24 protein-coding genes are annotated in these 23,209 nt (G+C 42.3%); 18 read left to right on the top strand and 6 right to left on the bottom strand.

Features of this window, described 5'->3' with window-relative positions:
* The first annotated feature begins 28 nt into the window (after positions 1-28).
* Both B0H50_RS03680 and B0H50_RS03675 read left to right on the top strand, forming a co-directional pair.
* A complete protein-coding gene (locus tag B0H50_RS03680) occupies positions 29-949 on the top strand; it encodes a magnesium transporter CorA family protein (protein ID WP_106197896.1) in 921 nt (306 codons plus the stop codon).
* Positions 950-955: 6 nt separating this feature from the next.
* The gene (locus B0H50_RS03675; RefSeq protein ID WP_109587261.1) at positions 956-2,689 is read left to right on the top strand and encodes a chloride channel protein; all 1,734 of its coding nucleotides are present in this window, start codon (positions 956-958) and stop codon (positions 2,687-2,689) included.
* A gap of 43 nt (positions 2,690-2,732) precedes the next feature.
* On the opposite strand, the gene B0H50_RS03670 is transcribed toward B0H50_RS03675, so the two are convergent.
* Together B0H50_RS03670 and rpe are read right to left on the bottom strand one after the other, a co-directional pair.
* Complete coding sequence (locus B0H50_RS03670; RefSeq protein ID WP_106197894.1) at positions 2,733-3,689, bottom strand: NUDIX domain-containing protein; 957 nt, start codon at positions 3,687-3,689, stop codon at positions 2,733-2,735.
* 17 nt (positions 3,690-3,706) lie between these two features.
* Positions 3,707-4,360 carry a ribulose-phosphate 3-epimerase gene (gene rpe / locus B0H50_RS03665; RefSeq protein ID WP_106197893.1) on the bottom strand — a complete coding sequence of 218 codons (654 nt, stop codon included), beginning with the start codon at positions 4,358-4,360 and terminating at the stop codon, positions 3,707-3,709.
* A gap of 150 nt (positions 4,361-4,510) precedes the next feature.
* On the opposite strand from rpe, the gene B0H50_RS03660 reads away from it, so the two are divergent.
* The 16 genes from B0H50_RS03660 to B0H50_RS03585 all read left to right on the top strand — a co-directional run bounded on the left by B0H50_RS03660 (position 4,511) and on the right by B0H50_RS03585 (position 19,388).
* Positions 4,511-5,053 carry a glycogen-binding domain-containing protein gene (locus tag B0H50_RS03660; RefSeq protein WP_106197892.1) on the top strand — a complete coding sequence of 181 codons (543 nt, stop codon included), beginning with the start codon at positions 4,511-4,513 and terminating at the stop codon, positions 5,051-5,053.
* Positions 5,046-6,308 (top strand): diaminopimelate decarboxylase, encoded by a 1,263-nt coding sequence (lysA, locus tag B0H50_RS03655; RefSeq protein WP_106197891.1) that lies wholly within the window; start codon positions 5,046-5,048, stop codon positions 6,306-6,308. Before B0H50_RS03660 ends, lysA begins: the two co-directional genes overlap by 8 nt.
* A gap of 93 nt (positions 6,309-6,401) precedes the next feature.
* Positions 6,402-7,148: an aquaporin Z gene (aqpZ, locus tag B0H50_RS03650; RefSeq protein WP_106197890.1), complete on the top strand. Its 747-nt coding sequence runs from the start codon at positions 6,402-6,404 to the stop codon at positions 7,146-7,148.
* A 166-nt stretch (positions 7,149-7,314) separates the two neighbouring features.
* Positions 7,315-7,590: a phosphopantetheine-binding protein gene (locus tag B0H50_RS03645; RefSeq protein ID WP_106197889.1), complete on the top strand. Its 276-nt coding sequence runs from the start codon at positions 7,315-7,317 to the stop codon at positions 7,588-7,590.
* A gap of 3 nt (positions 7,591-7,593) precedes the next feature.
* Positions 7,594-7,854 carry an acyl carrier protein gene (locus B0H50_RS03640; protein WP_106197888.1) on the top strand — a complete coding sequence of 87 codons (261 nt, stop codon included), beginning with the start codon at positions 7,594-7,596 and terminating at the stop codon, positions 7,852-7,854.
* Between the two features lie 197 nt (positions 7,855-8,051).
* A complete protein-coding gene (locus B0H50_RS03635) occupies positions 8,052-10,145 on the top strand; it encodes an AMP-binding protein (RefSeq protein ID WP_233244492.1) in 2,094 nt (697 codons plus the stop codon).
* Positions 10,145-10,948 carry a glycosyltransferase family 2 protein gene (locus B0H50_RS03630; protein WP_106197886.1) on the top strand — a complete coding sequence of 268 codons (804 nt, stop codon included), beginning with the start codon at positions 10,145-10,147 and terminating at the stop codon, positions 10,946-10,948. The genes B0H50_RS03635 and B0H50_RS03630 overlap by 1 nt, the downstream gene beginning before the upstream one ends.
* Positions 10,924-11,883 carry an LpxL/LpxP family acyltransferase gene (locus B0H50_RS03625; protein ID WP_106197885.1) on the top strand — a complete coding sequence of 320 codons (960 nt, stop codon included), beginning with the start codon at positions 10,924-10,926 and terminating at the stop codon, positions 11,881-11,883. The genes B0H50_RS03630 and B0H50_RS03625 overlap by 25 nt, the downstream gene beginning before the upstream one ends.
* Positions 11,880-12,317: an acyl-CoA thioesterase gene (locus B0H50_RS03620; RefSeq protein ID WP_106197884.1), complete on the top strand. Its 438-nt coding sequence runs from the start codon at positions 11,880-11,882 to the stop codon at positions 12,315-12,317. Before B0H50_RS03625 ends, B0H50_RS03620 begins: the two co-directional genes overlap by 4 nt.
* Entirely contained in the window at positions 12,310-12,891 is a 582-nt protein-coding gene (locus B0H50_RS03615) for a LolA family protein (RefSeq protein ID WP_109587260.1), read from the top strand. Before B0H50_RS03620 ends, B0H50_RS03615 begins: the two co-directional genes overlap by 8 nt.
* Entirely contained in the window at positions 12,878-15,172 is a 2,295-nt protein-coding gene (locus B0H50_RS03610) for an MMPL family transporter (protein ID WP_109587259.1), read from the top strand. Before B0H50_RS03615 ends, B0H50_RS03610 begins: the two co-directional genes overlap by 14 nt.
* Positions 15,173-15,242: 70 nt before the next feature.
* Entirely contained in the window at positions 15,243-15,809 is a 567-nt protein-coding gene (locus tag B0H50_RS03605; protein ID WP_158275875.1) for a DUF3261 domain-containing protein, read from the top strand.
* Positions 15,809-16,987, top strand: a complete 1,179-nt coding sequence (locus B0H50_RS03600; protein WP_106197880.1) for a beta-ketoacyl-ACP synthase — start codon at positions 15,809-15,811, stop codon at positions 16,985-16,987. The genes B0H50_RS03605 and B0H50_RS03600 overlap by 1 nt, the downstream gene beginning before the upstream one ends.
* Positions 16,977-17,444, top strand: a complete 468-nt coding sequence (locus B0H50_RS03595; RefSeq protein ID WP_233244491.1) for an ApeP family dehydratase — start codon at positions 16,977-16,979, stop codon at positions 17,442-17,444. Before B0H50_RS03600 ends, B0H50_RS03595 begins: the two co-directional genes overlap by 11 nt.
* Position 17,445: 1 nt before the next feature.
* A complete protein-coding gene (fabG, locus tag B0H50_RS03590; protein ID WP_106197879.1) occupies positions 17,446-18,165 on the top strand; it encodes a 3-oxoacyl-ACP reductase FabG in 720 nt (239 codons plus the stop codon).
* Entirely contained in the window at positions 18,165-19,388 is a 1,224-nt protein-coding gene (locus B0H50_RS03585; protein ID WP_106197878.1) for a beta-ketoacyl-ACP synthase, read from the top strand. Before fabG ends, B0H50_RS03585 begins: the two co-directional genes overlap by 1 nt.
* Here B0H50_RS03585 and B0H50_RS03580 read toward each other — a convergent pair.
* The 4 genes from B0H50_RS03580 to B0H50_RS03565 all read right to left on the bottom strand — a co-directional run bounded on the left by B0H50_RS03580 (position 19,385) and on the right by B0H50_RS03565 (position 23,200).
* Entirely contained in the window at positions 19,385-19,993 is a 609-nt protein-coding gene (locus B0H50_RS03580; protein ID WP_233244494.1) for a lysophospholipid acyltransferase family protein, read from the bottom strand. The genes B0H50_RS03585 and B0H50_RS03580 overlap by 4 nt on opposite strands.
* A 194-nt stretch (positions 19,994-20,187) precedes the next feature.
* Positions 20,188-20,790 (bottom strand): beta-ketoacyl synthase chain length factor, encoded by a 603-nt coding sequence (locus B0H50_RS03575; RefSeq protein WP_106197877.1) that lies wholly within the window; start codon positions 20,788-20,790, stop codon positions 20,188-20,190.
* The gene (locus tag B0H50_RS03570; protein ID WP_109587258.1) at positions 20,787-21,875 is read right to left on the bottom strand and encodes a methyltransferase; all 1,089 of its coding nucleotides are present in this window, start codon (positions 21,873-21,875) and stop codon (positions 20,787-20,789) included. Before B0H50_RS03570 ends, B0H50_RS03575 begins: the two co-directional genes overlap by 4 nt.
* A 2-nt stretch (positions 21,876-21,877) precedes the next feature.
* Positions 21,878-23,200 (bottom strand): aspartate kinase, encoded by a 1,323-nt coding sequence (locus B0H50_RS03565; RefSeq protein ID WP_106197875.1) that lies wholly within the window; start codon positions 23,198-23,200, stop codon positions 21,878-21,880.
* Positions 23,201-23,209 lie beyond the last annotated feature (9 nt).

Genomic DNA, 23,209 nt, shown 5'->3' with positions numbered 1-23,209 from the left:
AGGCGTTCATAATACAAGAGAGGCTTTTATGCTCAAGTATTATAAAATTGAGAATGGCCGCATCACGAAGGCTTCGGACGAAGATTCCGCAGACATCGTGTTGATGGGCAGCCCGAGCCAGGAACAGCGGGGCGCTCTTGTCAAAAAATATGAGATTGCAGAACATACGATTGCTTCTGCATTCGATAATGACGAACTTTCGCGTGTGGAATACGATGATGATTTTACCACCATCGTTTTTAAGAAACCGCGCAATTATACTTCCGAAGATAATTTTGAATTCCGCGTGGAGTCTTTTGGAATTTTCTTGTTCGAAGACTGGGTGCTTCTCCTTTCGGATGCAGAAATTCCGCTGATGGATTCCCGCCGTTTCTCTAAAATCGACAGCCTCAATACATTTGTCATTAAACTTTTGAACTATTCCGTTTACCACTTCAACGAGCACTTGAAGATTATGAATCGGATTAGCGAAGAACTCGAAGATAAATTGCAGAATACTCTCGACAATAAATATCTGCAATATATGTTCACTCTCAATAAGGGCTTGATTTATTACGTGAGCGCGCTCAATTCGAACGAAGCGTTGCTCAAAAAATTGCAGATGGGTCGCGGCATGCAGTTTAACGAAAACGAACGCGAGCTCTTAGATGACGTGGTGATTGAAAATCGGCAAAGTTTGCAGCAGGCCGAAATTTACGCAAACATTTTGGCATCGTTAATGGATGCGCGGGCGAGTGTGGTGAACAACAATATGAACGTGTTAATGCGAACACTAAACATTATCACGATTGCGATTACCATTCCGACTTTCGTCGCGAGTATCTTCGGCATGAATGTGAAATTTCCATTTGGACTGGGCGAAAATAATCCGTATTCGTTTTGGATTATCGTGGCGATTTTCGTTCTATCGGTGGCTGGCGTTCTCTTTGTTTGGCGAAAACGCAAGTAGCTTCCGATGAAAAAAATTTCCCGACTTTTCATCATCAATTCTTACATGCCAAAAATGTTTTTGGCAGCTTTCATCGGACTTGTGACCGGTGGCGTCGCCATAATATTTCGCATTTGTTTGGAATCGACGACGGAGTTTGTGAATAAAACTTTTTCGGGTCCGTTTCTTTTTCTTGCGCCAGCGATCGGCGGACTTTTAGTCGGGCTTTTACTTTTTGTTTTTGCAAAAACTCCTGAGGCAGCGGGGCAAGGAACGGATCGCTCCATTTATGCGTTTCATCATCGCGGCGGAGTACTGCGGAAACGCGTTGCGCCCGTGAAACTTTTGGCGAGTACGATTACTCTCGGCAGCGGCGGAAGCGCGGGCTTTGAAGGTCCGGTGTCGCAAATCGGTTCGGGAATTGCTTCGACCATTTGCCGCTTTTTCAAAATGACTCGAGCGGTGCGGCGTCAATTCGGACTCGCAGGAATGGCTGCGGGATTGGGTTCTATTTTTAAAGCGCCGTTAGCGGGCGCGCTCACTTCGGTAGAAATTCTTTACTGCGAAGATTTTGAAAGCAGCGCATTTGGAACTTCAATTATCGCTTCGGTTGTCGGCTTTACCGTTTATTCGAGCGTCTTTGGAACAGCGCCGACATTTAATGTGCCCGACTTTTATTTTGTAAATAGTTTGAATCTTTTTTGCTGCGCATTACTCGGGCTTCTCTGCGTTCCCGCTTCGTATCTCTACGTCAAATTCTATTATAAAGTCGAAGATTTTTTCACCGCGTGGAAAATTCCGAATTGGGCAAAGCCCGCAATCGGAGGCATTCTCTGCGGTGCTGTTGCATTCTTTTTCCCGCAGGCGATGGGCGGCACTTGGGATTACGTTGAAAGCATGACGCGACTCGTCGATCCAGAACATTCGCCATCGATTTTATTTTTGCTCGGACTCGTCATCGCTAAAATTATGGCGACATCGTTTACGGTGGGAAGCGGCGGTGCTGGCGGCGTTTTCGGTCCTTCGCTTTTTCTCGGCGGTGTTCTCGGGGCTGCTTTTGCAGTTGCTTTCGAAACGGTTTTGCCCGGAGTTTTACAAGAACCGGGTGCGATGGCGTTGGTGGGAATGGGCGCATTTTTTGCGGGAGCAGCAAAGGCTCCGCTCGCCGGCGTAGTGATGGTTTGCGAAATGACGGGGAGCTATCAACTGCTTCCGGGAATTATGCTTGCGGCAGTTGTCCACGTTGCGTTTAGCCGCAAATGGGGAATTTATCGGAGTCAAGTTTTAAACAAATTTTCGTCGCCCGCGCATCGCTTAGAAATGGATCCCGATTTACTGCGGACAATTTCGGTGGGCTCGGTCATGCAGAAATCAAAAGTGCTTTGCTTGGATGCGAAGAAGACAATTCACGAAGCGGAAAAAGATATCGATACATTTAATGTGGAATTTACAGATTCAGCGACGATGCATACCTATCCGGTTTTTGATGACGAAGAATATTTAGGCGTTCTCGATTGGAGTTTAGTTTTGCGCAATATCGTTTCGATTGAAGGCGGAGCCAATGTGCTTTTGGTTTCGGATTGCGTGACGCATTCGCCGCTTCTCCCCGCGAGCGTTGATTTGCATTCGGCGATGAAGTTTATGCTGAAACATTCGATTAACGAAGTTTATGTGAAAAATTCCGCCGGGAAAATTGTGGGCACGATTTCGTCGGCGACGATTTTACACGCTTACGATAAAGCGGTGAAAAATGAAAAATAAAAGCATCGCTTGAGCGATGCTGCGTAAAATTTTTTCACAAAAATTATTCGTGTTTTTTCCCGCTAATGTGTTCAATGTCAATGCGGAAAACTCCGGTTTTATGCAGAGCGCGTTCAATGTAAGCATCGCCCGCTTCTTGAAATTCGGGGCTGTATTTTTTGACGAGTAAACGCAAACCGATTTTGGGATCTTTGGGAATACGAACGCGTCCGAAGACAATGCAACTTTCAAAGGCAGTGCTGAATTTTTCCGGATGAATTTTTGTGTTGCGGACAACGGTAAAACTCACGCGGGAATTTCTTGTAATGGCGTTAAATTTTTCGCCCGCTTTTGCGCCGTGAAACCAAATATGTTCCCCGTCAAAGGCGTAACTCAAAGGAATTCCATAAGGATAACCGATGGAATTTTCTGTTGCAAGAATGCCGTATTCATTTTGCGTTAAAATTTCCATCGCATCTTCGCGGGAAAGTTCGCGTTCATGACGTCGCATCGGCGGAAATTCGGGAAGAGAACCGTAAGCGAAATCGCTAGCTTGAACGGGCTTTTCGTTGAGAAGTGCTTCGGTAAGAGTGTTCCCTCGATATGTGAGTTTTAACGAAAAGAATGGAACTTCGCGATCGATGAGAGTTAAGAAAATGCGGTCGCCATCCCAATGCGGAAGCTCTGCAAATTTTTCTTTGGGAATCCATTCTAAAACGCCTTCGTCGCATTCTTTCAATTCGCCCGAAAATTTTGTCGCCCGAAAGAGATGCATAAATTCGACTTCGTTCATTCCGTCGCTTACGAAGGTAACGATTCCGCAGTATTTTAAATCTAAAAGTTCGAGTCCCGTTTCTTCGCGGGCTTCTCGCCGCACGCAATCTTCGGGGCTTTCGCCTTCTTCAAATTTCCCGCCGATTCCAATCCATTTATCGTGATTGATATCGTTCTGCTTTTTTACGCGGTGAAGCAACAGATAAGAACCGTTTTGTTCGATGTAGCAAAGGGATGTGTTTAACATCATTTCTCCGCAGAAATTTACTTCACCTGATTCACAAATTCACGGCAAGTTTCTTCGGGCGATTCTGTTTTGAAAATCGCACTGCCGACGACGAAGATATTGGCTCCCGCTTTTTTTGCATCGAGGATATTTGACAATTTTACGCCGCCGTCAATTTCGATATCGAGTTCCGGTTTGAGAGAACGCAATTCGTGAATTTTATCCAAGCAATAGGGAATTAAACTTTGTCCGCCGAAGCCTGGATTCACCGACATCACGAGCACCATATCGACCGTATCCAAAACCCATTTGATATTTTCGATGGGAGTTGCAGGGTTAATGCTTACTGCGGGCTTTGCGCCGAGTTCGCGAATGCGATTTAAAATGCGGTCTAAGTGATGCGTTGATTCGGCTTGAATTGAAATGTAACGCGCGCCTGCTTTGGCAAATTCATCAACGAACATTTCGGGATTGCTAATCATCAAATGGCAATCCATCGGAAGAGAGGACGCTTTGCCGATTTGCTTCGAAATGTCGGGACCGAAACTGATATTAGGAACGAAATGTCCATCCATAATATCTAAGTGAACGAGTCCTGCGCCGCCTTTTTCTATCGCAGAAATTTCATCTTGTAAGCGGAGAAAGTTTGCGTTCAAAACGCTCGGGGCAATGATTGCAGAAGGCTTTGTCATAAGAATTCTTCCGGAAAAAGTTTTCGCAAAAAATAGAAAGAGTTTTTGTTCTCTTTTGAAGCATTTCTAAAAACAAAAACTAAAAAAAGGAAATACACAATTTGAGTTTAATTTGCTATTATTTTATGCACAATAAAAGGAGGTTGATCGATGTCAACTCAAACGAAAACTGTGAGAAAGGCTCCTGCCAAGAAAGCCCCTGCAAAGGCTGCAAAAACCGCTCCGAAAAAAGAAACGGTAGCGAAGGCTGTCAAGCCGGCGAAAGTGGAAAAGGTGGCAAATAAGGCTGCTTCTAAAGTTGCCGCAAAAGCTGCACCGAAGGCTGCTCCGAAAGCTGTCAAACTGGCGAAAGTTGAAAAGACTGTTGCAAAAGTCGCAAAGGCTCCGAAGGCGGCAAAAGTTGTCAAAGCAGCTCCGAAAGCGAAGAAAGCGTCCAAGGTCGAATTGACCGAAGTCGTCTTCAGCGTTTATTCTCCCGATTCTCAAAAGGTTGAAGTCGCGGGCGAATTCAACAACTGGACTCCGGCTGCGATGACAAAAGGGGAACAAGGCGTGTGGACTTTGAAAACAAGTCTTGCTGCAGGTTCTTACCAATATAAATTCGTCTTTGACGGAAGCTGGGAAATTGACCAAGCAAATCCGGACCGCGTTCCTGACGGTCAGGGTGGCGAAAATAGCGTCAAGAATGTCTAATTCGATTTTTTCGGACGAAATTATTCGAGAGGGTGTCGCGCAATACGGCACCCCTTTTTGGCTTTATGATCGGGCGACTATCGAAAAGCGTGTTCAGGAACTCAAGTGCTTCGATACAGTTCGTTTCGCTCAAAAAGCTTGCCCCAATCTTTCCATTATTTCGCTGATTAAAAAATGTGGCGCTGTAGTGGATGCTGTGAGTGCTGGTGAAATTGTCCGCGCTTTACGCGCAGGATTTAAAGGCGACGAAAGCGACAAGCAAGTTCCGCAAATCGTTTACACGGCGGATATTTTTGACCGCGACGCATTGGAACTTGTGAAGAAATACAATATCCATGTGAACGTCGGCTCGGCGGATATGATTCAGCAACTCGCTGACGCAGGAGTGAAATCAAATTTGACTCTTCGCGTGAATCCGGGATTTGGCCACGGTCATTCGCAAAAAACGAATACGGGTGGACCGCTTTCGAAACACGGCGTTTGGCATTCGCAGATTAAAGATTGCGTTAAGTTGGCGCAGGCAAACGGAATGTGGATTACGGGTCTGCACATGCATATCGGCAGCGGCTCGGACTTTGAACATCTTTCCAAAGTTTGCGATGCCATGCGCGACGCTTCGCGCCGTTTAGGTTCACATCTCCGCGTGATTTCTGCAGGCGGAGGACTTCCGATTCCGTATAAAGAAAGCGAAAAAGGAAACCGCATCGATGTAAAAGCATATTACGATTTGTGGGATAAAGCCCGCAAAGATATTGCGCAATCGATCGGACATGATGTCGCTCTCGAAGTGGAACCGGGACGTTACTTGGTCGCAGAAAGCGCTGTGCTCGTCGCCGAAATTCGCGCGGTAAAATTCCAAGAAGATAAATTGTTCTATTTGGTAGACGCTGGCTTCAATGATCTCGTGCGCCCGTCTTTTTACGGATCTTATCATGCGATTTCCATTGTTTCAAAAGATGGACGCAAATTGGATTCCGAAAAAGATGTCATCGTCGCAGGTCCGCTTTGCGAATCGGGTGATGTCTTTACGCAAGAAGAAGGCGGCTTTGTCGTAACGCGGAAATTGCCCGAAGCTAAAGTCGGCGATTTCTTGGTTTTGCACGATGCAGGTGCTTACGGAAGTGCGATGTCGAGCAATTATAATAGCCGTCGTTACGCTCCGGAAATTCTTCTTTCAAATGGAGAATTGCACGTGATTCGTGAACGGCAGACATTTGAACAGTTGATGGAAAACGAAAAAATCATCGCTCTCTAATCTCTGTAAACTACATCACATTTGCCTCGGATTCCTCTTTCAGAAGGATCGAGGCTTTTTTATATTAAAGGCAAAATTTTCAAAGGAGAAAAAATGTCTCTCGCAAAAAGATCTATCGCAGAAGCAATCGGTACATTTTGGCTCGTTTTCGGTGGCTGCGGCGCAGCAGTTCTCGCTTGTGGTGTTCCGACAACTGGCATCGGCTATGTCGGTGTTGCATTGGCTTTCGGCCTTACCGTTCTCACAATGGCTTTCGCTATCGGCCACATTTCGGGTTGCCATTTGAATCCGGCTGTAACTTTGGGCTTGGTCGCTGGTGGACGTTTTTCTGCAAAAGAAGCTCCGGCTTACATTATCGCACAAGTAATCGGTGGCATTATCGCAGCAGCAGTGCTTTATGCAATCGCTTGCCCCGATTTAAACGCGGGCATCGGCGCCTTCGCAACGAACGGTTGGTCGGATTCTTTGAATGAAGCTGGCCGCAATGCATTTGGCGGTAAAACATTCGGAATGGGTTCTGCATTCCTCATCGAAATGGTGCTGACTGCAGTTTTCCTGTTTGTGATTATGGGCGCAACAGATAGCCGCGCTCCGGCGGGTTTTGCTCCGATCGCAATCGGTCTTTGCTTAACTCTCATTCACCTCATCAGCATTCCGGTAACGAATACTTCGGTGAACCCGGCTCGTTCTACGGCTGTTGCAGTTTTTGTCGGCGGAACAGCGATTAAGCAACTTTGGCTCTTCTGGGTCGCTCCGATTCTCGGCGGCGTCATCGGCGGTGTTGCTTACAAGTTCCTCGCTTGCTGCAAGTGCTGCAAATGCGGAAAAGACGAAAAGTAATTTTTCGACGAAAAAGTTACTTTGTGTGTAACGCATAAAATGAAAATGGGCGGTCTCTTTTTTAGGCCGCCTTTTTCTTACCTTTTGCACTTCATTTTCTCGTGAAACGGGATCATTTTTTGCGTTGCACTTACTATATTTTGAACATCACTTTGTTGGAGATTTTATGTCCGATTTGAATTTGCAAATCAAGGATGTGCTGATCAAAGCGCTTGAATTAGAAGATATCACCCCAGCGGATATCGATGACGATGCGCCTCTCTTTGGAAAAGATAAAGAAGGCAAAGGACTTGAACTCGATAGCATTGACGCTTTGGAATTAGGAATTGCCATCAAGGATAATTTTGGCGTGACATTTTCTACCGTCAACGCAGAAACCCGTAAACATTTTGCTTCCGTGAATGCCCTTGCCGCATACATCCGGGAAAATAAAAAGGACTAATTTATGGACAAGCAAGAACTCTACGGAAAAATTCGTGAAGCGTTGATTAACGATTTTGAAATGGAGCCCGAGAAAGTGGTTCCCGAAGCGAAATTATACGAAGATTTGAATTTGGATAGCATTGATGCTGTCGATTTAATCGTTAAATTCAAACAGTATATTCCGAAAAATATGGATCCTGAAGTCTTCAAAAAAATGCGGACTTTACAAGATGTCGTCGATGGAATTTTCGACGCCGCTCAAGGTTCTCTCGATAAAAAATGAAATCGTTAACGGGCAAGATTTTTTTTGCCGCGTTATCGGTTCTTTATCCTGTTCTGGTATTTTGCGGTCTCCGATTTTGGGGGCTTTCGCCGCGTAAGCTAAGCCTTTTATTGCTTTTGCTTGCGGCGTTTCATCTTTTTTCTTCAACAAAAAAACAAGGCCATTTGAAAGCAAAAGAAATTGGCTTTTGCATTTTCTTGTTTCTTTGTGGCAGTTTAGCGTTTGCGTTTAACAATGAAATTTTGGTGAAAATTTATCCGGTTCTTGTGAACGCAGGAATGCTTTGCATTTTTTCGGCAACGCTTTTTCGAAAACCGAATTTAATTTTTCGCCTGGCGACTTTTGCGGACAAACGCATTTTACTTTCGGCAGATGCTTTCTCGGTGGAAAGTTATTGTAAAAAAGTCACGATTGCGTGGTGCCTATTTTTCATCGTAAACGGAAGCATCGCGATGTGGACCGTTCTTCTCGCCGATGAAAAAATTTGGTCTCTTTACAACGGTTTAATCTCCTATATTTGCATGGGAATTTTGTTTGTGGTTGAATATGGAGTGCGAAAAATGAAACAATCAACTCTGCAGTCTTACATCCCGTTTTCAAAACTCCGCGCAGACTCGCGACCGGAAAATGCAGTGGTTGCATTTAGCGGAAATGGAATCGCTTCGGAAAATAAAACGTGGAAAGATTTGAAAACCGATGTCTCGAAACTTCGCACCGCGATAGAAAAAGAATCCTTCGATTCGTGGATTTTAAATGCGGATGACTCGTATTATTTTATCGTCGCCTTATTTGCGCTTTTTCAAAGTCAAAAGAAAATTTTGCTTACCGCAAATTGCAAACCAGAATTTATCCGCGAAATTCAAAAATCAAATATCGGATTTTTAAATGATTCGGGTGCAGAAAATGCGCTGCAAATTCCGCAAGTGTTAGAGAAATTTTCTGCGGAAAAATCGTGGGAAACATTTGATATTCAAACGGTCAAAGCTTCTATTTTTACATCGGGAACGACGGGCGCGCCGAAAGAAATTGCAAAAACAGGAATGCAATTTGAAAATGAAGCGGAGGCTTTAGCAAAACGATTTGCCAAAAATTTTGCGAATCGAAATATCTATTCGACGGTGAATCATCATCATATTTACGGACTTGCGTTTTCAATTTTTTTACCGATTTCTGCGGGGCTTCCAATTCGTCGAATGCGATTTGAATTTCCCGAAGAAATTGCGCAGATTGAAAAAGAGCCCGCAGTCATTGTGGCGAGTCCCGCATTTTTAAAACGCTTAGCGGTTAGTAAAACGCCATTGCATTTTAAAACGAAACCGTTTTGGTTATCGGCGGGCGGCGTTTTGCCCGATGATGTCGCCAGTCAAGTTTTAACGCTTTCGGGAAATGGCGTTCAAGAAATTTACGGTTGCACCGAAGCGGGCGCCATTGCGACTCGTGATATTCGAGAAGAAATTTTGTGGACGCCGATTCCGCCCAATCAAATTTCGCTAGCAGAAAATGGTTGCTTAAAAATTCAATCGTCTTATACAGATGCCGAAGGATTTTTAACCGGCGATTTAGGGAAAATTGAAAACGATGGAAAATTTACTTTGTGCGGGCGCGCAGATTCCATTGTGAAAATTGAAGAAAAGCGCATTTCGCTTCCCGAAGTAGAAAATCGCCTGCGCGAAACAAAATTAGTCCGCGATGTGCGCGTGGTTCCGATGACGGGTAAACGCCAATTTTTAGCGGCGGCAATTGTTTTAAACGAAGCGGGATTATCGCAGTTTCAAAATTTATCGAAAAAAGAAATCAATGAATATTTCCGCGCTCATCTTTCTGGATTTTTGGAAAATACCGTGCTTCCAAAAAAGTGGCGCTATTTAGAAGAACTTCCGCAAGATGTGATGGGAAAAATTAAAGTGCGCGACATTCAACGATTATTTGAAATTCCAGAAAATTTCAATTTTAAAATTTTGCGTTATCATCTCGAAGAAAATGCGTTTACGGTCAAATGCGTGATTCCTGAAACGAGTGATTATTACAATGGACATTTTCCCGAATTTAAATTGTTGCCGGCGGTTGTGCAAATCGATTTAGTGCTGCGATTTTTCCGCGGATTTTTAAAACGCAATTCGCATTTAGATCGAATGCTCCGCATTAAATTTATGCATCCGATTTTTCCCAATGTTCCGTTTTTAATCGAAGAAAAATTTTCGGAAGAAACGGGAAAACTCGCATTTCGCATGTTGTTAGAAGGTGAAAAAGTTTGCGCTTCGGGCACCCTTGTGCTCAAAAAGGAGTTGTAATGGAATTTAAGCCCTGCGCTATTGTCCCCGTTTATCATCATGCAAATACGGTTTGGTCGGTGGTGAAAAATTTAAAAGAACAAAATTTGCCCGTGTTTATTGTGGACGATGGAAATTCTCCCGAAGATTTGCAAGTGCTCAATAAAGTCGCCGAATCATTTCCCGATGTGACGGTGATTTCGCACAGCTCTAATTTGGGAAAGGGCGCAGCTGTTCGCACTGCAATGCGCGAAGCGCACAAAGAAGGATTTACGCATGCGCTTCAAATTGACGCCGATGGACAACATCATCCCGCAGCCATTCCGTTTTTTCTCAAAGAATCGCGGAGGCATTTTAAAAGTTTGATCGCAGGTTTTCCGCAGTACAATGCGTCTGTGCCAAAGAGCCGTGAACAAGGTCGAAAGATTACCAATTTTTGGGTGAAGATTGAAACGCTTTCTCGGCGAGTTCCCGATGCGATGTGCGGATTTCGCATTTATCCGATTTTGCAAACGATGCCGATTTTAGAAAATTTGCGTTCGCTGCGCATGGGATTTGATATTGAAATTTTAGTGCGACTTTCGTGGGCGGGAGTAAGCATGTTTTCTTATCCGGTGAAAGTCAATTATCCGGAACACGGCATTTCCAATTTCCGAATGTTGCACGATAACATCGATATTTCTTGGCTGCATACGCGTCTTTGTTGCGGCATGCTTTTGCGATTGCCGAAACTTCTTGTGGCGAAAAAACGCGCTGCAGAATTTCGAAAATCACGTCAGCAGAAAATGGGTGAACATAAATGGAAGAACACTGGTCACAGATAAAAGAAACGGCAGAACCCGCTTGGAAACTGCGGTTTATGTTGTGGGCAACGGTGCATCTTCCGCGGAAATGCGTGGAATGCATTACCGCTGTCGTCGTTTTTTTCTTTTATTTAGGCGCAGCTCCTGTGCGGCGGCGTTCTCGCCATTATTTGCAGCATGTCTTTGCAATCAAAAATCAAAAAGTGCCCGCGTTTGCTGTTTACAAACATATTTTAGCTTTCGCTCTTTCGATGATTGAAAAAATTCGCGGTTGGGCGGGAAAGATGAATTTGTCTGAACTCGAAACGCAAAATGATAATTTGCAGGAATTGGTTGAAAAGTTAAATGCGGGAAATGGTGCATTTATTTTGTGCTCGCATTTAGGAAATATTGAAGCGACGCGCTCGCTTACGAGTTATCAGAAAGAACACACGATTCGAAAATTTCAAGTTTTTCCTGTCATTGATTTTTTGGGCACAAAAAATTTTAATGCGATTCTTCAAAAACTCAATCCGGAATTGCTGCAAAATAGTTTTAACGCAAATGAAATCGGCGTTGAAACGGCAATTCAAATGCGTGAAAAAATTGAAACGGGAAATTTAGTCGCCATCGCTGGCGATAGGACTTCTGCGCATTTTCAAAATCGAATGATTCCATTAAAATTTTTAGGAGAAACCGCAGAATTTCCCGAAGGCGCATTTACTCTTGCGGGCATTTTAAAAGCGCCCATCTATTTTATTTTTGCTTTTCGCAAAAAAGATTTAGACATCACATCGCCATACGAATTTCATGTGATTCGTTCTCAAGTAGAATGGAACGGAAAACGCTCGGAACAAAAACAGAAAACAGCAGAACTTGCCAATGAATTTGTATCTTACTTGGAAAAGTTTTGCTTGAAACATCCCTATCAATGGTATAATTTTTACGACTTCTGGCAAAAAGGAGAATCATCGTGAGTTCCCAAAAAGTAAAAGCGATTACAAAAATTCAAGTGCAATTTTACGATTTAGATCCGATGAATATTGCGTGGCACGGCAATTATGTGAAGTATATGGAAACGGCGCGCTGTGATTTGTTGAGCAAAATTCGTTACACGTATTTTGAAATGGAAAAAGCGGGATATGTTTGGCCTGTTGTGCAGTTGCATATTAAGTATATTCGACCGCTGCATTTTATGCAAAAATTTCGCATCGAAACGACTCTCGAAGAATATGATGTCTGCATGAAAATCAGTTATAAATTCATCGATGAAGAAACAGGAAAAGTCATTACAAAAGCCGAGAGCACGCAGATGGCGGTAAATGTCAAAACGCACGAATCGATGATCGGTTCGCCCAAAGATTTTGTAGAACGCGTGGACAAATATTTGGCAGAGGAAAATCATGCGTAAAATTTTTGCGTGGATATTTTTTTCGTCGGCGTTTCTTTTTGCCGAAGCGGACTTGTGGAATTCTCCCGCCGATTTTCAATCGCAAGAAGTTTTGCAAGTAATGCAAATATTTGCAAAAACAGAAAAAATGCACGGCAGTTTTAAGCAAAAAAGATTTGTGCCAAAAATTGATCGCACTTTTGAATCTTCGGGCAAATATGAAATTTCTGCGGAAGACGGAATTGTGTTTGACACGCAAAAACCGTTTGCGTCGAAACTTGAAATTTCGAAAACAAAAATTGTGCAAACATTTGCGGACGGTTCAAAATCCGAAATGAACGCAGCAGATAATGCAATCTTTCGTGAAATCGCAAAAACATTTCAAGCGGTTTTTTGCGGTGATACGTCAGCAATTCAAGAACGTTTTCAGGCTTACTTTGTTTCGGAAAAAGGAAAGTGGAATATTGGATTAACGCCGAAAGAAAATGCGGTGAAAAAAGCAATCGCAACCATTTCTCTTTCTGGAAAAAAAGTTTTAGAAAAAATGGAAATCGTCGATGGCGAAGGAAATATTTTGACGTATGAATTCCGATAATCAATTAAGTAAACAGCGCTATTTTAATATGGCGCTTTGGGCGATTTTGCATTTGGCGTTAATCGTCGCAGTCGTCATTGCGTATCCGTGGAAAATCGATAAAAGTTTATATTCGATGCTTCCGATTTCGGAATCGAATACAGAAATTCAAACGGCGGAATCGGAACTTTCGCTGCGCTCTGCGTCGCATTTAATGATTTTTGTCGGCGACTCCAATTTTTCAACGGCAGAAGCTTCGGCAAATGAAATCGGGCAACTTCTTTTAGAAAGTAAACAAATTGAATTTGCAACATGGAAAATCGATTCGTCATCATACGAAGAAGTTTCGAATTATCTTTTTGAAAATCGATTTGCATTACAAGATCCCGCCATTTTAAAAATGAAAGATTCGGCGCGGGCAAATTATTTTTTGAATCAATCGCTTGCGCATGTTTACGGCTCTTTTGCAATTGCCGATTTAAAACATTTGCATGAAGATCCGTATTTGTTAGCGCAAAATGTGGAAGATAGACTTGTTCTAAAAAATCCTTTGTTGTCGGGGAATTTAACACTTCGAAACGGAATGTTTACCGTTGAAGATTCGGGGAAGACTTATATTTTTGTGAATGCAGAAATGGCAAGTAACGTATCGGATTTTGCTTCGGATGATCACGTAATCGCTGCGTTAGAAAATAAAATTGATCTGCTAAAAAAAGCGCATCCGAATTTATCGGTGATGCGTTCGGGCGTTCCGTTTCATAGTTATGCGAGTTCTAAAAAAGCGCAAAAAGAAGTCGCTTGGATTTCGTGCATTTCAACGGTTGTCGTTTTCGCTTTGCTTTTGATTGTGTTTCGTTCAGCGGTTCCAATCATTGCGATTCTTTCGTCCATTTTGATTGCGATTCTTGCGGCAACGGGCGCGACTTTAGCCGCATTTCATGAAATTCATATTTTCACATTTGTATTTGGAACAAGTGTCATCGGCGTGAGCATTGATTATGCGCTGCATCATTTCGCCGATAAAAATGCCCAAGTGAAAAGTATTTTGCTCGGATTCATGACGACGGAACTCAGTTATGTTGCGCTCATGATCGTTGATTTTCCGGTGCTTCGTCAAATGGCGTTTTTCTCGATGATCGGTCTTTTGAGCGCATTACTTTCTGTGCTTTTGGTTTTCCCGAAAGTTTCTGAAAAGATGAAAACGCGTAAAAAATTCTCGTTGAAATTTCCGCAACTCATTTTAGCGGGATATTCAAAATTAGAACGCATTCCGAAAATTCCGCGCTATTTGATTTTTGCAGTTTTAATTGCTGCATTGATTCCTGGATTTTCTAAGATGAATGTGCGCACCGATATTCGCGCACTTTATCAAGTTTCCAAAGATTTGGGCGAAAGCGAAATGCGCGTTGCCAAATGGATGAATACGGGAATTTCTCCGACTTATTTTATCGTGACTGGAAATTCACAAGAAGAAGTTTTAGAAAAAGAAGAATTGCTTGCCGAAAAATTAAAAGCAGCCGAAAAAGATTCTTTGCTAAAATCTTTTTTAGCGTATTCGCAATTTGTGCCTTCCGAAAAACGGCGCGCGCAAATGGATTCTGTTTTGCGTCACACTCTTCCGCTGCGTTATAAAAAACTTTGCAAAGCGTTGAAAATTCGCCCGCAAAAAAATCCCGCAGCATTATTCGGCGGCATTTCTGAAAATCAAGAATTGCCAATGCAATTTAAAAATTTAAAAGAGATGCTTTGGATTGGAGAAATCAACGGAAAATTTTATAGCGCTGTGATGCCGCTTCATTTAAGCGAAGAATTTAATGCGGAAAATTTTGAAGACACAGAAAACGGAATTTTTGCGGTCAACAAAATGAAAACGATCAATTCTGCGCTCACGGAACTTTCGGTTTCTGCGCTTGCGTTGGTTGCATTTGCGTATTTTGCGGTGTTCTTTATTCTTTCGTTTGTTTACACTTGGCGAGATTCACTTCGCATTGTGCGCGCTCCGATTTTAGCGTGTTTGTTTACCCTTTCAATGCTCGGCTATTTAGAAATTCCCGTGAACTTTTTCGCTATCACAGGACTGATTTTAGTGCTTGGCATTGGCATCGATTATTCGTTATTCTTTAAAGATTCGGCCGACCATTCGGACTCTACCGCTTTTGCGGTTTTGCTTTCAACTCTCACGACGCTTTTCTCATTTGGAACTCTTTCTTTGAGCAGTTTCGTGCCGGTTTCTGTTTTAGGTTTAACCGTTCTTTTAGGAATTTCGGCTTGCTTTTTACTTTCGCCGTTTACGAGAAATTGAACGAACAAAAATCCAAAGGAATTTAAATTAAATTTCTATAATTAACTTGATGCGAAATTTTTCACGCTGCATGCTTTTCGTTTTAGCCGCTACTGTTTGGATGCTTAGCGCGTGCGCATCGTCTTCGAAAAGTTTAAAAGAAAATGCAGTGGTGTATTATTCCAATTCCAAATCGGGAGAACTCATTTCGCCAGAATTTTTTGAAAATTCTCTCGAAGAAAATCAACAGATGCAAGGGCATTATGGTGAAAAAAAAATCACAGGAATGTCGTGGATGCAATTAAATGATTCGCTCATCCATTTAATGATTTTTAGTTCGATGGGAAACGAAATCGCCAATTTAGTTTACACAAAAGATTCGTTGATTTTTACAAGCAAATGGATGGATGCAAAAAAAGTAAAACCCGAATATATAATCGCGGACATTCAATTTGTGTATTATCCGAAAAATGTTTTGGAAAAGCATTTTAAAAAAGTTGGATTGGAATTTAAAGAATTGAAAAACGAAGATGTTTTCGTGCGCACACTTTCTGAGAATGATACGCTTCTCATGAAAATGGAAAAATCAAAAAATCAAATTCGCTTTGAAAATCTCATTCGCAAATACGAATACCAAATCGAACGAGGAAAAGAATAATGTTGTACATTCAAGATTTTGCGCTTGCGTGCGCTTTGGGATTTGAAAAAGAAACGATTTGGAATGCGTTAAAAAATAAACTTCCGCCAAAATTTGTTCAAAAAAAATATGGCGAAAAATTGCGTTATGTCGCTCCGATTGCGCTTGAAAATTTACCGCATGTGAAAAATTCATTTTACGAAAATCACGTCAATCGTTTAAGCGAATCCGTACTTTTGCAAATGGAAAAATCCATTGAAAAAGCCGTTCAAGAATTTGGAAACGAACGCATTGGAATTTTTGTGGGCTCAAGCGATAACGGTTCCGAAGCATCGCTCAGCGCTTTGCAAGAATTTAAAGAAACAAATAATTATCCGAAAAATTATCGCTTGAAAATGCAACAGGCGGATTTCGCCGCAGAATTTATTGCGGATAGATTTCAAATCAAAGGCCCGATTTTTACACATTCATCAGCGTGTGCTTCGAGTGCATCGGCGTTTGCTTCGGCGCGAAATTGGATTGAAGCGGGATTTTGCGACGCGGCAATTGTCGGCGGAGTGGATATTGAAACCGAAACCGTTGTGCTCGGCTTCGATTCTTTAGAAGCGGTTTCGATGAATCCGGCAAATCCATTTAGCAAAAATCGTTCGGGTTTAACGATTGGCGACGGCGCCGCATTCTTTTTAATTTCAAAAAAGAAAGAAAATGCAAAATTTGAAATTTTAGGAATTGGTGAAAGTGCAGATGCCGATCATGTCACCGCTCCAAGAGCCGATGGCGAAGGCGCTGTATTAGCAATTCAAAAAGCTTTAGACGATGCGAAAATCAAATCTACGGAAATCGATTACATCAATTTACACGGCACCGGAACAAAGTTAAACGATGCGATGGAAAGTGTCGCGGTGAATCGCGTTTTTGGTTGCGATGTTCCGTGTAGTTCAACGAAAGGATTAACGGGGCACACGCTTGGAGCTTCGGGCGCATTAGAAGCTGCATTTTGTTGTTTAACTTTAGACAAAAAAAATGCGGAACATTTTTTGCCGGTGCATCATTTTGATGGCGAGCGCGATTTAGAAATTCCTCAAATTCATTTGGTGAAAAAAGGTGAAACTTCTGCGCGTTTAAATATTTGCATGAGCAATTCATTTGGTTTTGGCGGCTGCAATGTGTCGCTTATTTTGGGGAAAAATGATGACTGAATTTGATACGCATGAAAAAGTTTCGGAGCTTGTTCCGCACAAAGGAAAAATGCATTTGCTTTCGCGTGTGGTGTCATACGATGTGGAAAATTTTATCGCCGAAACCGAAGTTGATGTAAATGAAAAAAGCATGTTTTACGAAGATATTTACGACGGCGTTCCGGTTTGGATTGCTTTTGAATATATGGCGCAGAGCGTTTCTGTTTTAATCGGAATCGTTTGTAAAAAAATGAATCTTCCGCCGAAAATGGGATTCATTTTAAGCGTCACCAATTTTCAAGCGTATGAAAATGTTTTTCGTAATGGCGAAACGGTTCGGCTTTGGGTAAAGCAGTTGGTTCGTATGGATAAAGCGGTCACTTTTGAAGGGCGCGCTTTTGTAAACGATAAACTCATCGCAACGGCAACGATGAACACGATTGAAGTCGATGATCCGAAACAAGTTTTAGGAGTATAAAATGGAAAACGAAAAACGCATTTTAGTAACGGGTGCAAGCGGAGGCATTGGCTTTGCGATTACGAAAGCTGTTTTAGAAGCGGGCTATTCCGTTGTGGCGCATTACAATAGTCACGCAGAAAAATTAAAAGAGCTCGCAGAAACTTTCAGCGATAAAATTCAGTTGATGCAATTTAATTTGACGGATCGGAAAAATTGCAGAGAAGTTTTAGAAAAAGATATTTCTGAAAATGGCGCTTATTACGGAGTCGTTTTGTCTTCGGGAATTTGCAAAGATACCGCATTCCCTGCGATGACAGAAGATTATTGGGATAAAGTCATCGATGTGAATTTAAACGGATTTTACAATGTGTTGCAACCGATTGTGATGCCGATGTGCAGAAAACGCAAAGGGCGCATTATAACGATTGCTTCGGTTTCGGGCATTATTGGAAATCGCGGACAAGTCAATTATAGCGCAAGCAAAGGCGGCTTAATTGCTGCAAGTAAAGCGCTTGCGGTCGAACTGGCTTCAAGAAATATTACGGTAAACAGTGTCGCTCCAGGCTTAATCGAAACGGAAATGATTAAGGATGCTCCACTCGATATGATTTTACCTTCGATTCCGATGAAACGTGTCGGAAAACCTGAAGAAGTTGCTGCAACCGTTTTATTCTTGCTTTCAGATGGTGCAGCTTACATTACTCGCCAAGTCATTTCTGTAAACGGAGGATTAGCTTAATGCGTCGCGTTGTTGTAACAGGTGGATCGAGCATTTCCCCTTTGGGAATGGACGATGAAGTGATTTTTAATCGCTTGCATGAATTTAAAAATTGCGTTAAGTGCATGCCGGAATGGGATTGTTACAAACAAATTAACACGCGCCTTGCTGCTCCGATTTTGTTTGACTTGCCCGAATTTCCTCGTAAAAAAATGCGCGGAATGGGACGCGTTGCTCATATGGCTGTAGCTTCAGCAGAACGTGCGTTAACTTGTGCGGGATACGATTTGAATGATCCCGAATTAAAAGCAGGACGCATCGGCGTAGCGTATGGCTCATCGATGGGAAATTTCGAAGCCATTAAAGAATTTATGTCGATGATTATGTTTAATGATTCGACAAAAATTACGGCTACGAGTTACATTCGCTGCATGCCACAAACGTGCGCAGTAAACATTAGCGTTTTGCTTGGACTGACGGGACGTTTGATTACAACGAATACCGCGTGCACTGCCGGAAGTTTATCGATTGGCTATGCCTACGAAAATATCATGCAAGGAATGCAAGATGTGATGATTGCAGGCGGTGCCGAAGAATTGAATCCGACAGGTTCTGCGGTCTTTGATATTTTATTTGCAACGAGCGTAAAAAATGACACTCCCGAAATTACTCCCGCCTCTTATGACCGAGACCGCGATGGCCTTGTAATCGGTGAAGGCGCAGGCTCTTTAATTTTAGAAGAATATGAACACGCAAAAGCGCGCGGCGCAAAAATTTATGCAGAAGTCGTCGGCTTTGGAACCAATACCGATGGCAATCATTTGACGCAGCCGAAAAAAGAAACGATGCAAATCGCTTTGGAATTGGCTATTAAAAATGCAGGAATTTCGCCTGATGCTATCGGTTATGTCAATGGACACGGAACAGCAACCAAATTCGGCGACATCGCAGAAACGCAAGCGACATACGGCGCTTTTAAAGGGCGCGCAGTTCCCATCAGCAGTTTAAAAAGTTATGTGGGACACACGCTGGGCGCTTGCGGCGCAATTGAAGCTTGGGAAAGTATTCAGATGATGAACAAAAAATGGTTCAGTCCGAATTTGAATCTTAAAAATGTGGATCCCGAATGTGGTGAATTAGATTACATCACAGGCACAGGGCGCGAAATGGATATTGAATATTTTATGAGCAATAATTTTGCGTTCGGAGGAATCAATACGTCGCTTATTTTTAAGCGCATTTAAATTGAAAAATCGGATTTTAATTCTGAATCATTTTCGCGGCACGCTTCTAGAATTTTTTGCATTTCATTTGTTAAAAGTGAAATTGCAGAAGGTTCGGGGTGTGCTTTAAATTTTTCAAGTGTGATGGGGTCTAAAATTTCAAGGTTGTAATGATAGCGACTTGTCGGATGAAAGCTGAAAAATTTATCGTGCTTTCGAATGCCGATTTTTTCGTTTCCGCCGATATAAATAGGTTGAATATTTTTGTCCGCAAATAAAGCAAATCGTGCAGCGCCTTTTTTAAAATGCAAAGGTTCTTTGGGAATTGTGCGCGTTCCTTCTGGGAAAATAATTAGAGTTTCGCCAGCGTCCATTCCGATTTTTGCATCTTGTAATTGCGTTTCAAACGGAAGCGTATTCGGGATAAAAAATAAATTCACAATCGCATTTACAAAAGGCGTTTTGGAAAGAGTTCCTTTTACAATGCAATTTGCTTTGGGAATTAACGAAAATAAAATTAAGACATCTAAAAAAGACGGATGATTTGCAACAACAACGCAACTGTGAATTTCTTTTAAACGATTTTTATTTTTGATATTGACAGTTAAAATGCCGAGCAATTTCATCAAGAAAACAAAAAATTGGAAAAAATAAAAATTGATTGTGCGCGCAATATTTCGAAATCTTTTTTTTGAAAATCCAGACAAAGTAAAAATAACGGGGAATAAAATCATATAAAGGGAACTGCAAATCCCGTAAATGGCGTACACAAAAACTTTAGCAATTAAACGCCAAATATAAATGATTCTTTGCGTTAAATTCACTTGGGCAATCGATGGTTTAAAAAGTAAAGAGCTTGTTCTGCGGCGGTTGAAAATTCGGGCAATTTAGAGAAATCTAATTCGCAAATGGAATTTTCTTTTTGAGTCGAAATGCGTAATGCAAGTGCGCAAATCGGATTGGGATAAGGCGCAATTTTTTGATAATCTTCTGGAATGCGTTCATCAGCAAAAACAAACATGCGTTCTGTTTCGCGACCAGAAATTAAAGGCGCGCACGCTTCTTTCAAACCATTTTCAAAAGAATAAATGCCACCAAAAATGGCGCTGTAACCTTGCATATTTTTTTCGACAATGGATGCTGCCGAAACGGGCGCATTAAAAACAGATAAACTAAATTGCGCAGGCATCACTTCGCTTGTTTCTAAAATGCCTTCAGAAATTTTATGCTGTCTTACAATTTCTCCAAATTCAGAAGCAAACGTCACATGAACCGGTTCTAAATTTTCGGAAACGGCGTGCACCGTTTCAACGACCATTTTAGTAATCGCGCTTAAGCGCCTTCTAAAAAGCATTGAAACGTAGGGAAGTTTAGGCAAGTCTTCCGATGTCCACGCCGAAAATTTTTTGACGTATAAATTCATTTTTTACGAAAACGCAAAAGCGAATAACTGTTGATTCCTAAATTGTGATGCGCTTCTTCTAAATGAAATCCGCCGGCTTCCACGGCATCTTTCAATTCTTTATAGCGATACATTTTGCTATTGCCGTTTGCGATGCAAGTAAAATAAAGCGAAGTCGCTTGCAGCGAATACGAAGCCGCTTCAAAACGTTGCTTATCCCAAATCGGTTCAAGCACATAAATATCCGTTTCAGAATTTACCGCCGGATAAATTTTCGTCAAAATTTTTGTGATTTGATGAAGCGAAAAACAATCTAAAAATTGACTCATCCAAACGGCATTTGCGCCTTCTGGAAATTTCGTTTCAGAATCTAATACATTGCACGAAATCGTGTCGATGCGATTTTCAAATCCCGCCTTTTTTGCATTTTCTTTGGCGACTGCAGTTTGCCCTGGCAAATCAATAATCGAAACTTGAACATCGCTTTTAAATTTGCAACATTGAATTGCCCATTTCGCCGTATTGCCGCCGATATCAAAAAGGCGTTTCACCGGTTTTTCAAATACAATCGGAAGCGCTTCTGGAAACGCTAAATCCGAATAAAAATGATCAAATCCAAACCAACTTTTTTTGAACTGATCGCTCGTTTGCGAAAGTCCTTCGTAAACGGTCGTCCAATTACCAAAATGTTTTAAGCCTTCGGGCTTTCCTGTGCGAATTGATTTTTCTAAATCGTCTGCGCCTTGGTAGCAAACGTCTTCTGAAAAATCCATATTGACGCGCGTCATATCGTCTGCGAGTAAGAAAAATCCCACTTTCGAAAGCGTGTAAATGAGATCTTCCGTTGTCGATTCTTTGAGTTTAAAAATCGACATGCCAAGTCCCATTTCCATCAAAACAGAAACGCCGTATTCGGATAAATTTAATTTATCTGCAATTTCTTTGACGGTGATACCTTTTTTGCGGGATTTGCTCACAAGTTCCAAAATGCCTAAATTCCGAAGCGCTTTTGCCGCTTGGAACGAAAGAGGCGCAAACGCAATTTTTTGCGCCTCAAATTTTGCGTTCACCGCATCCATTTCGTCGGTGTAATAATGATCAAACATAATTACTTCACGAATGCGCTGTAAATTGCACGAATTGCATTTTCCATATTCGCATCGTCCACGCCGACGAGAATGTTAATTTGCGAAGAACCCTGATCGATAATGCGAATGTTGATGTCTTTTTCGGCAAGTGCAGAGAAAAGCTTTGCAGCAATTCCAATCTGGTTTGTCATACCGTGGCCGACTGTTGCAACGAGACTGATTCCCGGGAAAACTTTCACGCGGTCGGGATGCATTTGCAAAAGAATATCTTCGAGAACAGCATCCTTTACAGCATCTAAACTTTTGGAATCGACGACGATAGACATCGAGTCAATGCCGCTCGGGCTGAGTTCGTAAGAAAGTCCTTCGCCTTCGAGAATGGCGAGAACGCGGCGACCGAAGCCGACTTCTTTATTCATCATGCTCTTCTCAATGTAAATCATCGAGAAGCCTTTACGTCCCGCAATTCCTGTAATCGGGAAATCTGTTTTTTCGGGAGTTGGCCCGATAATTGTTCCCGCATCTTCGGGACGATTTGTGTTGCGAATGTTAATCGGAATATTTTTAGCGCGGCACGGTGCAATCGATTCATCGTGGAGAACGCTTGCTCCCGAATACGAAAGTTCGCGAATTTCGCGGTAACTCACATAGCTGATCGGCTTTGGATTTTCTACGATTCGCGGATCCGTCATGAGCATGCCCGAAACATCGGTCCAGTTTTCGTAGGTAATCGCATTGATGCCGTTTGCCAAAACGGCGCCCGAAATATCCGAACCGCCGCGCGAGAAAGTTTTCACTTGTTTGTGCGGGCCTTCGCCATAAAATCCCGGAACGACGAAAAGTTGCTCTTCATCGGAAAGAATTTCAGCGATGGTTTCATAACTTTTCGGCGTAATGCGATAACGTTCGTCAAAGGCGATGAGATCATACGAATCGACGAATTTTGCTCCGAGATATTCTGCCATCAAGCGGGCGCATAAAAATTCTCCGCGCGAAACGAGAAAGTCGATGGTAATTTTATCGCATTCATTTTTCAATTTCGATTCGAGAACAGCGAGGTCATCGCCAATTTTCGTTTCCAAATTCAAATCTTTTGCAATATCCAAGTAGCGATCGCAAATCATTTTCCAAGGAACAGAAAAATCCAAATTTTTGGAAGCGAGATCGTAGGTCGTATAAAGAAGATCGGTAAGCTTTGTTTCTTTCGGGTTACGTTTTCCCGGAGCGGAAACGACGACGACTTTGCGGCGCTTGTCGGCTTCGACAATTGCTTTTACTTTTTGAAACTGACCGGCTTCTGCAACAGAGCTTCCGCCGAATTTGCAAACGATGCGATCTGCCATGGAGATGTT

It is taken from the genome of Hallerella porci (genome assembly GCF_003148885.1).
GTDB lineage: Bacteria > Fibrobacterota > Fibrobacteria > Fibrobacterales > Fibrobacteraceae > Hallerella > Hallerella porci.
Note: the sequence above shows the minus strand (reverse complement) of the source record. Positions and strands in the feature narration are given on the sequence as shown.